This window comes from Buttiauxella sp., assembly GCF_035271705.1.
GTDB lineage: Bacteria > Pseudomonadota > Gammaproteobacteria > Enterobacterales > Enterobacteriaceae > Buttiauxella.
The window spans coordinates 1-13822 of record NZ_DATERI010000047.1 but is presented as its reverse complement, the minus strand read 5'-3'; the positions used below and the strand labels follow the sequence as shown (position 1 = coordinate 13822).

Genomic DNA, 13822 nt, shown 5'->3' with positions numbered 1-13822 from the left:
CCATGCCGATAAAAAAACACGCTCCAAGACCACAAGAATTCGCCGCGATAGACCTTGGCTCGAACAGCTTCCATATGGTTATCGCGCGCGTTGTTGATGGCGCAATGCAAATCATTGGGCGCCTGAAACAGCGCGTCCATTTAGCTGATGGTCTGAATGCTGATAACGAGTTAAGCGAAGAAGCGATGGAACGTGGGCTTTCATGCCTGGCGTTATTTGCTGAGCGCCTTCAGGGGTTCTCTGCGGCCAATGTTTGTATCGTCGGAACGCACAGTTTGCGCCAGGCGGTAAACGCCGAAGCATTCCTCAAACGCGCCGAGCAGGTTATCCCCTACCCGATTGAAATCATCTCCGGCAACGAAGAAGCGCGACTGATTTTCATGGGTGTGGAACATACTCAGCCTGAAAAAGGCCGCAAACTGGTTATTGATATTGGTGGCGGATCAACAGAGCTGGTGATTGGCGAGGATTTCGAGCCGATGCTAGTCGAGAGCCGCCGCATGGGCTGTGTGAGTTTCGCACAAAACTTTTTCCCAGGCGGGAATATCACGCCGGAAAACTTCAAACGTGCGCGTCTTGCTGCTGTGCAAAAGCTGGAGACTCTCTCCTGGCAGTATCGCTTACAAGGCTGGAATGTGGCGATGGGTGCGTCTGGCACCATCAAAGCCGCTCATGAAGTGCTGATCAATATGGGCGAGAAAGATGGGATGATCACCCCTGAACGCCTGGAAATGCTGCGCGATGAAGTATTGAAATACAATAGCTTCAACTCAATGAGCCTGCCTGGCTTATCGGAAGAGCGTAAAGCGGTGTTTGTGCCCGGTCTGGCGATTCTTTGTGGCGTGTTTGACTCACTGGCGATTCGTGAATTGCGCCTGTCCGATGGCGCACTGCGTGAGGGTGTTCTCTATGAAATGGAAGGCCGCTTCCGCCACCAGGACATCCGTATCCGCACTGCACAAAGCCTCGCGAATCAGTACCATATTGATAGCGATCAGGCCAAACGTGTATTGAATACCACTGAGATTATGTATAAGCAGTGGGAAATTCAAAACCCGAAACAGGCCAATCCACAGATGGCCGCGCTGTTGAAATGGTCAGCGATGCTGCACGAAGTAGGGCTGAATATTAATCACAGTGGGCTACATCGCCACTCGGCTTATATTCTGCAGCACAGCAACCTGCCGGGTTTTAATCAGGAGCAACAGATGTTGATTGCTTCACTGGTGCGCTATCACCGTAAAGCGATAAAAATTGACGATCTGCCACGATTTTCCCTGTTTAAGAAAAAGCAGTTCTTACCGTTAATTCAGATCCTACGTCTGGGCGTATTGCTGAATAACCAACGTCAGGCAACCACCACACCGCCGACGCTGTTTCTGGAAACCGATGAAAACCATTGGACGCTGCGATTCCCTTACGACTGGTTTAACCAGAACACGCTGGTCTTGCTGGATTTAGAACGTGAACAGCAATACTGGGAGAGTGTCCCAGGATGGCAGCTCTCAATTGAAGAAGAAGTTAGCCCGAACGTGGCTGCCTGATAGTACACATGACCAAATACCCGTGAGGGTATTTGGTCTGTAACATCTTTTTAATGCACAAACATCAATACTCTATGGTCCAACTGACTGTTTTCTGCTGGGTTTGTGTAGGCAATACCACATCAGCGGTGATGGCTTCTTGCCAGGCCCCTGTTGGCGTACACCACTGAGAGTCTTCTTGATAATGCTGGCTTTGGCACGATGTGTAACCCTGAAGAGTCAGTTGGTTTAAGGCTCCCTCCTCATAGTTTAGCTGTGCACAATGCTCATCAATAATCTGGTGAGTTGAGCAAGCAAATGTTGCCCCAAAAAGCGTCAATTTTGTGGTACCTGAACCGGGTAAAAATAGTGTGTCTTCACGTTCAAGTTTTCCTGCACTGAAACGATAACGCGTCATACAGCGGTATTTAGAGGCTTGTTCTGGTTCCGTTAACCAGACCAATCCCTGTTCCGTTTGCCGACCAACACAGTTCATTTGCTGAGTGTAGAAAGTGATCTCCAGTCCATCCGTAGTGTGGTGGTATTCTGGGTTCTGGAAGAAAACCAACGGCATCAGCAAACGCCCATCCTCTGTATGTAAACAGGGTATCCAATACGGCAAAGTACCATCCGCTACCCCCGAAAAAAGCCCTGGCGAAAAAGGTAGAGGAAAATAAGGGGATGACGAATGGTAATGTTTATCACCATTGATGAGCGGAAGTGTGAATAGCCGTGACTTATCCCGCAAAATAAAAATACTTCGAGGCCTGGTACCTTGTTGAAAATAGATATGTTGCACTGCCGGAAGCGATGCACAATAGCCAGGGAGATTGGTGTTTAATGGCTTAACCTCTCCGACAATATTTCTCCACAGCTGATGCACATAGATATGCTGATATAGCAGCGTAATATTTTCCCCGGCAATACGGTGTGTCCCCCGGTAGTTGTCAGTTTTACGACCACGAAACCATAAATTGACACTACGCTGTTCTGCATCAAACCAGAAAGAATCGAAACGCTCAGAGCAAGCACAAGTGAAAGCCTGTGCAGCCTGTTGCTGTTCGGGAGTTAACAGCCCCAGTTGTAGCGCAACAACAAGAATTTCAATAAATGCACTATCGCCATAAGCACCAATAGATCGCCCCCAGGTAAACCCCACGCCCTGGGTATTAAGTAATTGCAGGACTAAATTTACGCTATGTTTAAGTGGCTCAATAAGCGAATCAGTTACTGGCATCCCTGTTTCAAGATGGCGCTGGCAAATTTCAGCCACTAGCAAAATACTATAACGGTCAAAACGCCCGTGCCCCTCCGTTTCATCAGCAAACCCCTCCGATGAATAAAGGCTATAATGCGCAATCAGACGTTGTAAAATCGCTTGGGCATGTATTTCACTCTCCCAACCCAATAAGAAACGAAGCCGGGCAATGCTAAACGCCACACCATAAAAATTAGTCGGGAACGACTCAGCGAGAATATACTCAGGTTCCACTACCATTTCGTTCCAGTTAAGTTTCTTCTCAAGCCCCTCCAGAATGCTAGCGGAAAAAACAGTACTCAATTGATTCTGTTGCTGCAATTTCCAAAGCGCCAGTAAGTAATAATAACGCCCCCAACTTTCGCAAGGTTGTTGTAGTGTTTTATGCAGCAATACCACATATTTTTGCCGGAGACGTAAATCCAGGGAACTCTCTTCTGTTAAAATGATAGCAATAGCCAGTGCAAGTTTCCCACTAAAGAACGGATCAGCATCCCATTTTAATTCCGTATTAAATAGGCAATCCTGCCTCCCAACACAATCTACGACATATTTTAATTTATCGATCATACTGTTGATAATATTGCTGTGATACATTTTCATTATCCCAACTCACTCACAGTTGTTAACGGTTGTGTTATTTGTTTTTTATTGCTTAATGTTACAGATGAAATCAACGTAAAGAATAATACAGTACAGCCCATTAACAAATAGGTGTGCGCAAAGCCAATATGTTCATATAAATACCCTGCAAGTGGAGAGAGAATAACAGTTCCCACATAATTCACACTCTGATACCCCAGTAAATACATACTTCCATTGACTTTTTTATCGAAGTTTATTTCCAGATATTTGAACACAGATACCAGCAAAAAGGACATTTCAATACCCCATGCCAGCTTAATAAGCCCGATAGTGATTGCAGTGGTTGCCAGACCAGAGCCAATAAATCTTGCAGCGACAACGAAACCGGTGATTAACAACCCGTATTTTGGGCCAATACGGTTAACAATGGCGGGAGCAATCATCATAAAGATGAATTCCATACCCAACCCTGCCGCGCCCAAATAGCCAAACATCTGGTGACCAACGTCTTTGCTGTGGTAAAAGGTAATAAAGTAACGAGGATATTGCTGCTCAGCCACGAAGAGTATCCACACTACGCCACAAACAAAGAGCACAAAGCTCCAGAATTCCCGCTGGTGAAACAGATGGAAAATATCTTGTACGGTTGCTTTGTCTTTCCCCACAACGCGTTCTTTCACTTCATCGCTGACTTCAATTTTCAAGCTAGCAACAATAATAAAGATCAGTATTGCACCGCAAGAACTCAGGGCGAAATTGATCATTGGGTTGATATTAAAAATATAGCCCGTACTGGCTGCGGAAAGTACAGAACCTATGGCCCCCCACATTCTTATCTGCCCAAACTCTAAATCAAACAGGCGACCAAATCGGTCCAGATAGGACTCCGCTGCTGCACAACCGGCATAATAGCCCATGCTCAAAAATATCGCCCCAGCAATAATCCCTGCATACATATAACTTTGTAACAACGGTTTATAGACGTAAAAGAAAAAAGGGAAGATGGACATTGATATGATGGAGATAAAAAACAAAAGATGTTTTTTCACCCCTAGCCGATCAATTAAAAAACCATAAACTGGTTTTATGATAACCGCACATAGCCCATTAATAGAAAAAACCACACCAATAATTACACTATCCAGTCCGATTTTTTCAGAAAGCCAGAAGGTGTAAGTGTCCAGCGTGGCTTTCCATGAAAAGAAATAAACAAGAATAAAAAGGCTGAGGATGATATAAATTTTTCTTCGATCACTGGTGACATTTTTTTTCGATGACATAACTCACCCCAATTTTTTGTGTGGCGAGGACAATAGGTGAAGGGGTTCGCTAAAAAAGCCCAGCAGATCACATAATAAAAAAGAAGGTCAAAAAGCATCATGCGTTTAGTCTATAGGCATGAAAAACTTAATTTCCTTTAACAAAAACTTAAATATATTGCTATTTTCACAAACAAAGAAGTGGAATAAAAAGTAAGTAAATAGACAAAAATCGCGAATATTTAGCACATGATAAGAAAAAATTCGCCAGCTATTTGGCTACACCCATCGGGGCGTGGGTGTTTATCATGCCTCATTTGTCTGCTCAGGGAGTGTTTCAAGTAATCGCGGGTGTCCTATCAAATAGCCCTGAACATAATCGATCCCCAGACTTTGCCCTGCGGCTTTGATCTGTTCGCTTTCAACACACTCCGCCACCAGCTGCATCTTTTTCACCCTAGCCAACTGGCAGATAGAATCCACAATCTGATAGTCCAGGCTGCTGGTCAGTATATTACGAATAAAACCACCGTCTATTTTGAGGATGTCCGCGCTTATATCTTTCAGACGCGCATAGCTGGCATAACCCTTACCAAAATCGTCAATAGCCACCCTGCATCCCAAATTTTGTAATGCGGTCAGCGTCACATTGGCTTGCTCAATATTGGTTAATGAGTTGCTTTCTGTGACTTCAAAAATAAGTTGCCAGGGTTCAACGTTATAGCATTTCAACAAACGTTTCACGTCGCCTGCAAACTGCAAACGCCCTACAGAAGCCGGTGTCAGGTTAATTGAAAAACGGCTGCCTGGGAGTTGTTCACGATGGTTATCCATGAATTTTAACGTGGCTTCTAGTACCCATTTATCAATTTTAGAAGATAAGCCAAATTCGTGTGCAACCGGCAAAAATGCGTCAGGCATAACCAGGTTATCCCCTTCTTTATCCCCCTTCATACGCAGCAAAATTTCATGATAAGTATCGCCACGGATCCCCTCGATACGCTGCGCCATCAGCACGAAATTCCCGGTATCGATAGCAATCTGCAAACGGTTCATCATTGCCACTTTATTTCTCACCGCGTTCTGCACGTGGTTTGAGCCCTGCTGCTGCAAGCTTTCGGGTTTTGAGGTCGAGAGCGACAAGTCAGCCATAGTACTGAGCTCGCCTAGCAGGTAGTAAATGTGGGTGACAGGTTGGCGAATATGGCAATAACTGATGCCCACCTGTGGCTGCATCGCCATGCCGTCCCACATAAAGCGGAACTGTTTCACACGCAGGTCAAGAGTTTCTATGCGCTCATGGTACGCATCATAATTTACGCGCACCGCCACTTCATGGCCTGACAGGTGATAAACCTCTTCGTTCTCAGCCAACATAGGTTGCAGATAATCATTGAGCTGCTGCTTATATTGAATACGAAGTTGCACCCCGTAGTTTCGCCCCAAAAGCTCCAGTTCCGGCACGCGCAAAAAAGCTAACGCCGATGAGGGATGGCTGGATAAATCCCGGTTAAGCGCCCGCAAATTCGGCATTTGTACAATGGGGTCAATAAAAGCGACCCGACTCGCTTTTCTATGCAAAATGCGCTGGCGCGTGGTGACAACCGCCATCAGGTAAATGGTAATGGAGAACACGGCGTAACTAGATGAAGCGATCGCCAGGTGGAGCTGGAAGCCCATGTAAGGCGGCAAATAGTTATGAAAACCACTACACAGGATAGTTAAGATAACCGTCCAGGTTGTGGTGATAAACAGGAAACCAAAGCGCATCGCCCCCCACAACATCAGCGGCAAGATGAGCGTGAGCGTGTAATCGGTAGTGAAAATGGTGCTGGAATCATTATCTGGCACTAACAGCAAGCTAACCAAAAGGACGACAAGTGCGCCCCAAAGTGCCATCTCAGTTTTCGTCACCCCCGACTGCATCTGTGCTTTCAACCGCGAAATAAACGAGAAAACAAAACGCGGGTTACGGCACATACGGATGAGGGTATAAAAGAATGGCGTTCCGGTTAAACAACCGATGAGTACCGCCTGAAAGTTAATTAACGTCCGCGCATGGAACAGGTTTTCTATGCTGTTACTGATCACATCCTGGTACCAGCCAAAGAAAACACCCAAATGGTAAATAGCCCAAAATATCAAAGTATTAACTAATACCAACCAAACCATGCGTTGCGCAGTAAGCGAAATGGCACCGAACATAATCGAATGACGCCGGGGAACAAAAATACGGTAACCGCCCCAGCTAATCGTGATGGGAATTAAAAATTGAATGACCGCCATTAACGGGGAGAACTCACTTTTTAATGGGCTAAACCCGATTAATAAGGCAAGAACAATTCCTGGCAGTGCTGACCAAGAGAAAACCAACATCAATGCAGTCATCAAACCAAGCGGCATGAAGACCAGGAATACCCGCCCACCGTCCATGATGGTATAGGCGTTACACCACGTAGCAATGGGAAGTAGAATGCTCGGGAGCACCAAAGGAAGCGCCCACCATTTATTCTTAAATTTTTTATACCAGCTTGCAAAATACATTCGTTATCGCCAAAGACCCTGCCATCCCGCGTGGGTAAGTTTCGAACAGGAATCCAGCCCGACCGATGAAACCATATCGCTATGGAATAGAGTGCAGATTCTAGTTAGAGCTTGGCTTATACATATGACCTAAATCAATTTTTAGCGGGAGTTTTAATTTCTTTAGTCAACCGTTAAAAATAAGACTGGATACTTACTCATCAACTACTATTAAAAAGTGTTTATATACAAGGGTGAATGGTTCCGTGAACCACTCTGAGATGTCCAGGATTTGACCTTCGGGCAACGCTGTGTATAAATATCACCGTCGCCCGCGTTTGACGGGCAAACATCAAGGATCATTTGCGTGACACAGGTTACGAGTATGCGAAGACGACATAAGTTTAACAATCGTATGACGCGCATTATTCTACTCATTAGCTTTCTCTTCCTTTTTGGCCGTTTTGTCTACTCAGCCATCGGTGCCTGGTACCATCATCAGGACAAAGTAGAAACACAGCAAAACAGCCTGTCAGTGGACAACACTAGCCGGTAACGCCTCACCTCAAAACAATTTATATTCCAACCGCCTGACAGGTGGTCGATTCTGCACGCCCAAACACAGTGATTCGTTAACTTGTACCTGGTGTTTACCGCTTCAGGAAGAGGGTTATGACTGCTGATGTCATCCTATACTCAAACGACAAGTCTTAAAGCGCATAGAATAAATTTGTGACCAGGAGAGTTTAAATGATACATGTCTTTGGCCATCTCAATCCCGACAGCGATACCGTCTGTACTGCCTACATGACTGCACGTTGGCTTACGCTTAAAGGGCAAGATGCCCATGCGTTTCGCCTCGGTGAGTTAAACAGAGAAACTGATTATATTTTCCGCCATGCAGGCCTGACGCCACCTCCACTGCTTGATTATTCTCTTGCTGGCAAAGATGTCTGGCTGGTTGATTTCAGTGAACCCGCTCAGGGGCCTGCCTCACTTAATGAAAGCAATGTTGTCGGGATTATCGACCACCACCGTCTTGGCGGCCTGATAACTCAACTCCCTCCGGAAGTTTGGATAAAACCCGTCGGCAGCAGTGCGACATTGTTATGGCAGTTGATGACCCCAACCTTTCGCCGTGAGGTTTCCCCTAGTGAAGCCATTTTGCTATTGGCTGCAGTGTTGAGTGATACCGTAGCACTTCGCTCACCGACCACGACTGACGACGACCATCAGGCCGTTGATGAACTGTGCACTCTGGCAAAAGTGGAGCGTGAAGATTTCATTCGAGATTTGCTGACTGCCAAGACGGATATTGTAGGTTTGAGCGCGGAAGAGTTACTTAATAAAGACAGTAAAATGTTTGATATTTCGGGGAATAAGGTGTTGGTTGCACAACTCGAATTATATTCTCTTACCCAGGCTGAACCGCTTATCGACGAGCTTATATTAGCGATGGAAAAACGGGTCACCACATCGGGTGCTGGATTGGTTGTTTTGATGCTTACCGATATCAGCACTGAGTGCTCAAGGCTCTATTTTGCTGGCCCTGCATTTGCTGATAACACGCCCTGCACCATCGCCGGAATGTTAAGTCGAAAAAAACAGCTTCTTCCCTGGTTGCACACCCGACTCAACCCAATTGCATCATAAAAATTTGCACTTAGTAGCGAGGTGACCGCCCGGCCTGTCACTTACCTATGACAATATCGACGAAATATGGCGCAGGGACGCGCCGTTATCGTCACGCATGAATGAGATCCACTATGCGCAAACTTTGTCATTGCTCTTTGCCGTGTTTGGCTAAATACATGGCTTTGTCGGCATATTCGAGAAGCTGACGCTCGTCTTTACCATGCTCCGGATAGAGTGCAATCCCGATACTGGGGGAGATGGTTAAACGGTGGCCTTCCAGGGTAAAAGGAAGATTGAAAGCGTTACGGATTTTTTCTACCACCTGAGCGTGCTCGGGTAATGAAACTCCCTGGAGCAAAACCACAAACTCATCGCCACCGATACGTGCAACGGTGTCCGATTCGCGCACACACAACTTCAGGCGCGCAGCAGTCCCTTGCAGCAGTAAATCCCCAATACCATGGCCCAGCGTATCGTTAACCTGTTTAAATTTGTCGAGATCAATGTACAACAGGGACAACTGACCTTGCTGCCGACGCGCTGTTGAGATCGCGGCTTTCAGGCGGTCATGCAAAAAACCACGGTTCGGGAGGTCAGTCAGTTGATCATACTGCGCCATATACTGCATCCGGGCCTGCATTTGCTGGCGCTCAATGACCGTCGCAATCTGAGTCGAAACGAACTGCAGTAACTCCTGATCCTGTTCGTTGTAGCACACCCCGCCCGGGTAACTTTTGACCATAAGCACGCCAATCGTGCCCTTATGCGACTTGAGCGGAACTCCCAGCCAACAGAGTGGATTCATGCCAAAAGAGACCCGTAATTCTTCCAGGTGGGCAACCTTCGTCTCAGGCGTGAGCAGCAGCGGTTGACCGGTATGAATAATCTCTGCGTAGAACGTACCTGGGATCAGGGTGAAGGGGTCTGGCCTCTGCAGAAACTGATCCACATGATAAGGGAAGCTGAGTTCGCCGGTTTCATCGTCGTAGAGCGTAACCGAAAAATTATCGACGGGAAGCAGCGTGCCGACGATCTCATGAATGCGCTGGAATAACTTGAGCAAATCTTCGGCGGTATGTGCGGCTTCAGAAATGGCATAAAGCGCAGACTGCAACGATTCGGATCGTTTGCGTTCGGTAATATCACGGGCAACACCAATGCGCAATTGATCGGCAGGTGACCAGCGAGCTGTCCACATGATGTTGACGACGTGTCCATTTTTGTGAACGTAACGGTTCTCAAAATGAAACTGAGGATTGCCAGACATGATTTCCACCACCGAGTTTCGGGTGACTTCCCGATCTTCAGGCAGCATGATGTCAAACATGTTTTTGCCGATCATTTCTTTCGGCGTATAGCCGAAAATACGTTCGCATGATGCGCTCGCAAAAACGATATTGGCATGGGCATCAACTGCAAAAACAGCATCCATCATCAGATCAATCAAACTGGCCAACGGCGCGTGGGGATTCGATTCCATAGAGAAATTATCAGGCCTGAATATAAGAGTGAGTACGACTACGTTTACGATAAATATCCGCCACCCATTAGCACTGCATCGTTTGGCGCCAAGTTAAAGATAATACAGGTGCAACTGAACATACCATGGAAAATAGCTAAAAACGGCTATTTGCTATCTGATAGACGTAAAAAAGCCCGCAATTACGCGGGCTTAAAGGTGTTTTACTGCTTATACGTGCAAGCTATTGCCAGACGTTAAATCATTCCCACTCGATAGTTGCTGGCGGTTTGCCAGAAATATCGTAAACCACACGGGAAATACCGTTAACTTCGTTGATGATGCGGTTGGATACACGGCCAAGGAAATCGTATGGCAGGTGAGCCCAATGCGCGGTCATAAAGTCGATGGTTTCCACAGCACGCAGTGAAACCACCCAATCGTATTTACGGCCATCGCCCATCACGCCAACAGAACGTACTGGCAGGAACACAGTGAACGCCTGGCTGACTTTGTTGTAGAGATCAGCTTTATGCAGCTCTTCAATAAAGATGGCATCGGCACGACGCAGCAGGTCGCAATACTCTTTCTTCACTTCGCCCAACACGCGCACGCCAAGACCTGGACCCGGGAACGGGTGACGGTACAGCATGTCGTATGGCAAGCCCAATTCCAGACCAATCTTGCGCACTTCGTCTTTGAACAGCTCACGCAGCGGTTCAACCAGACCCATCTTCATCTCTTTCGGCAAGCCGCCCACGTTGTGGTGAGATTTGATGACGTGTGCTTTACCGGTAGCAGAAGCCGCAGATTCGATAACGTCAGGGTAAATGGTGCCCTGCGCCAGCCACTTCACGTCTTCCAGTTTCAGTGCTTCTTCATCGAACACTTCAACAAACACGCGGCCAATGATTTTACGTTTCGCTTCTGGTTCGTTCTCGCCCGCCAGTGCGGACAGGAAACGCTCCTCGCCTTCAACGTGAATAATGTTCAGGCCGAAATGGTCGCCAAACATATCCATAACTTGCTGAGCTTCGTTCAAACGCAACAGACCGTTATCAACGAATACACAGGTCAGACGGTCGCCAATCGCGCGGTGCAGCAGCATGGCGGTAACGGAGGAATCCACACCACCAGACAGGCCAAGAATGACTTTGTCGTTGCCCACTTGTTCACGCAGACGAACAATTGCATCTTCAATGATTTTTGCAGATGTCCACAGCGCTTCACAGCCGCAGATATCAAGCACAAAACGCTCCAACAAACGCTGGCCCTGACGGGTGTGGGTCACTTCCGGGTGGAACTGCACGCCATAAAAACGTTTTTCTTCGTTTGCCATAATTGCGAACGGGCACGTTTCAGTGCTGGCAACGGTAACGAAGTCAGATGGGATCGCAGTGACTTTATCGCCATGACTCATCCAGACATCAAGCAACGGTTTGCCGTCGGCACTCAGAGAATCTTCGATGCCACGAACCAGCGCGCTGTCAGTTTTCACTTCAACTTGCGCGTAACCGAACTCACGTTCGTTGGAGCCTTCTACGTGGCCGCCGAGCTGCATCGCCATGGTCTGCATGCCGTAGCACACACCAAATACTGGCACACCTGCAGTAAAGACATATTCAGGCGCGCGTGGGCTGTTGTTCTCAGTAGTACTTTCCGGTCCACCAGAAAGAATGATACCGCTTGGATTGAAATCACGAATCTGTGCTTCAGTGACATCCCATGCCCACAGCTCACAGTAAACGCCCAGCTCACGCACACGGCGCGCAACCAGTTGAGTGTACTGAGAGCCGAAATCGAGGATAAGTATGCGATGTTTATGGATATTTTCCGTCATTGATTCTAATTCCAAGGAAAAGTGAAACAGAGAAAGTCAATCATCTGATGGATTACTCTAAATAATTCGAGGCGCAGAAAGGCGGCAAACTCGCAAATCCCCAGCAACATAGATAACTATGTGACTGGGGTGAACGAGTGCAGCCAACGCATCTGCAACTTGAAGTATGACGAGTAATCAGGAACCCATGCGGTAGTTCGGCGACTCTTTAGTAATCGTCACATCGTGAACGTGACTTTCCTGAATGCCAGCACCGCTAATACGTACAAATTCCGCTTTAGTACGCAACTCGTCAATGGTACCACAGCCGGTCAGACCCATACAGGAACGCAGGCCGCCCATTTGCTGGTGAACGATCTCCTTCAGATGACCTTTGTAAGCCACGCGACCTTCGATACCTTCCGGTACCAGTTTGTCGGCTGCATTGTCAGTCTGGAAGTAACGATCAGAAGAACCTTTGGACATCGCACCCAGAGAACCCATACCACGGTAAGATTTGAAAGAACGGCCCTGGTAGAGTTCGATTTCACCAGGAGATTCTTCAGTCCCTGCCAGCATACCGCCAACCATCACGGCAGATGCACCCGCAGCGATAGCTTTTGCGATGTCACCTGAGAAGCGGATGCCACCGTCAGCGATAACAGGAATACCGGTGCCTTCCAGCGCTTCAACCGCATCAGCCACGGCGGTGATTTGTGGAACACCTACGCCAGTGACGATACGAGTCGTACAGATGGAGCCAGGACCGATACCGACTTTCACAGCGCTTACGCCAGCGTCAGCCAGTGCACGTGCACCAGAGGCCGTTGCCACGTTACCGCCAATGATTTGCAGGTCAGGATATTTAGCACGAGTCTCACGAATACGTTGTAGAACGCCTTCGGAATGACCATGGGAGGAGTCAATCAGTAAAACGTCGACGCCAGCAGCTACCAGAGCGTCGATACGCTCTTCGTTGCCTGCACCTGCGCCAACTGCTGCTCCAACACGTAAACGGCCCTGGTCGTCTTTACAGGCGTTAGGTTTACGTTCTGCTTTCTGGAAGTCTTTTACGGTGATCATGCCGCGCAGATGGAAACTGCTGTCGACAACCAGCGCCTTCTCAACACGTTTTTCGTGCATTTTGGACAGCACTACATCACGTGCTTCGCCTTCTTTAACGGTAACAAGACGCTCTTTCGGGGTCATGTACACGCTAACAGGTTGGTTCAGGTCGGTAACAAAACGCACGTCGCGACCCGTGATGATACCCACCAGCTCGTTTTCTTCGGTCACAACAGGGTAACCGGCAAAACCGTTACGGGCGGTCAGTTGTTTAACTTCGTGCAGAGTGGTGGTCGGCAGTACGGTCTGTGGGTCAGTCACAACGCCACTTTCGTGCTTTTTCACGTGTCTGACTTCTTCAGCCTGACGCTCAATCGACATATTTTTGTGAATGAAACCAAGTCCACCTTCCTGAGCCAATGCGATGGCCAGACGGGCTTCCGTTACGGTATCCATTGCTGCGGAGAGCATAGGGATATTCAAACGAATAGTTTTGGTCAGTTGGGTGCTGAGATCAGCCGTGTTAGGCAGAACTGTAGAGTGAGCTGGAACGAGGAGAACGTCATCAAACGTCAGTGCTTCTTTAGCGATTCGTAGCATGGCAATATCTCAACCTGGGGTGAATGAGAACAGACAAAATATTGCCGCGGCATTATACAGAGCGGAATCGATTGCATCCACACTTTTTTAAGAAAA

At 47.6% G+C, this 13822-nt stretch carries 9 protein-coding genes; 3 read left to right on the top strand and 6 right to left on the bottom strand.

Translation table 11 applies throughout. The annotated features are described in order from the left end of the window. The first annotated feature begins 2 nt into the window (after positions 1–2). Positions 3–1544 (top strand): exopolyphosphatase, encoded by a 1542-nt coding sequence (ppx, locus tag VJY99_RS03485; protein ID WP_324116377.1) that lies wholly within the window; start codon positions 3–5, stop codon positions 1542–1544. 64 nt (positions 1545–1608) lie between these two features. Here the strand turns inward: ppx and VJY99_RS03480 are convergent, their stop codons facing one another. The 3 genes from VJY99_RS03480 to VJY99_RS03470 all read right to left on the bottom strand — a co-directional run bounded on the left by VJY99_RS03480 (position 1609) and on the right by VJY99_RS03470 (position 7169). Further along, entirely contained in the window at positions 1609–3384 is a 1776-nt protein-coding gene (locus tag VJY99_RS03480; RefSeq protein ID WP_324116375.1) for a hypothetical protein, read from the bottom strand. Further along, a complete protein-coding gene (locus VJY99_RS03475) occupies positions 3384–4646 on the bottom strand; it encodes an oligosaccharide MFS transporter (RefSeq protein ID WP_324116373.1) in 1263 nt (420 codons plus the stop codon). The genes VJY99_RS03480 and VJY99_RS03475 overlap by 1 nt, the downstream gene beginning before the upstream one ends. 285 nt (positions 4647–4931) lie before the next feature. Next, positions 4932–7169: a sensor domain-containing phosphodiesterase gene (locus VJY99_RS03470; protein ID WP_324116371.1), complete on the bottom strand. Its 2238-nt coding sequence runs from the start codon at positions 7167–7169 to the stop codon at positions 4932–4934. A 364-nt stretch (positions 7170–7533) separates the two neighbouring features. Here VJY99_RS03470 and VJY99_RS03465 point away from each other — a divergent pair, with 364 nt between their 5' ends. Then, entirely contained in the window at positions 7534–7704 is a 171-nt protein-coding gene (locus VJY99_RS03465; protein WP_083963314.1) for a YfgG family protein, read from the top strand. A gap of 194 nt (positions 7705–7898) precedes the next feature. Beyond that, complete coding sequence (locus tag VJY99_RS03460) at positions 7899–8801, top strand: manganese-dependent inorganic pyrophosphatase (RefSeq protein WP_324116367.1); 903 nt, start codon at positions 7899–7901, stop codon at positions 8799–8801. Positions 8802–8928: 127 nt separating this feature from the next. Here the strand turns inward: VJY99_RS03460 and VJY99_RS03455 are convergent, their stop codons facing one another. From VJY99_RS03455 to guaB, 3 genes are all read right to left on the bottom strand, one after another. After that, positions 8929–10263 (bottom strand): sensor domain-containing protein, encoded by a 1335-nt coding sequence (locus VJY99_RS03455; RefSeq protein ID WP_324116366.1) that lies wholly within the window; start codon positions 10261–10263, stop codon positions 8929–8931. A gap of 241 nt (positions 10264–10504) precedes the next feature. Next, on the bottom strand, positions 10505–12082 hold the full coding sequence (guaA, locus tag VJY99_RS03450; RefSeq protein ID WP_324116364.1) for a glutamine-hydrolyzing GMP synthase: 1578 nt from the start codon (positions 12080–12082) through the stop codon (positions 10505–10507). Positions 12083–12259: 177 nt separating this feature from the next. Beyond that, the gene (gene guaB, locus VJY99_RS03445; protein WP_324116362.1) at positions 12260–13726 is read right to left on the bottom strand and encodes an IMP dehydrogenase; all 1467 of its coding nucleotides are present in this window, start codon (positions 13724–13726) and stop codon (positions 12260–12262) included. Between the last annotated feature and the right edge of the window lie 96 nt (positions 13727–13822).

Excerpts from the sequence above, each read along its gene's own strand:
- ppx (WP_324116377.1), top strand. The coding sequence starts at position 3 with ATGCCGATAAAAAAACACGCTCCAAGACCACAAGAATTCGCCGCGATA.
- VJY99_RS03480 (WP_324116375.1), bottom strand. The coding sequence starts at position 3,384 with ATGAAAATGTATCACAGCAATATTATCAACAGTATGATCGATAAATTA.
- VJY99_RS03475 (WP_324116373.1), bottom strand. The coding sequence starts at position 4,646 with ATGTCATCGAAAAAAAATGTCACCAGTGATCGAAGAAAAATTTATATC.
- VJY99_RS03470 (WP_324116371.1), bottom strand. The coding sequence starts at position 7,169 with ATGTATTTTGCAAGCTGGTATAAAAAATTTAAGAATAAATGGTGGGCG.
- VJY99_RS03465 (WP_083963314.1), top strand. The coding sequence starts at position 7,534 with ATGCGAAGACGACATAAGTTTAACAATCGTATGACGCGCATTATTCTA.
- VJY99_RS03460 (WP_324116367.1), top strand. The coding sequence starts at position 7,899 with ATGATACATGTCTTTGGCCATCTCAATCCCGACAGCGATACCGTCTGT.
- VJY99_RS03455 (WP_324116366.1), bottom strand. The coding sequence starts at position 10,263 with ATGGAATCGAATCCCCACGCGCCGTTGGCCAGTTTGATTGATCTGATG.
- guaA (WP_324116364.1), bottom strand. The coding sequence starts at position 12,082 with ATGACGGAAAATATCCATAAACATCGCATACTTATCCTCGATTTCGGC.
- guaB (WP_324116362.1), bottom strand. The coding sequence starts at position 13,726 with ATGCTACGAATCGCTAAAGAAGCACTGACGTTTGATGACGTTCTCCTC.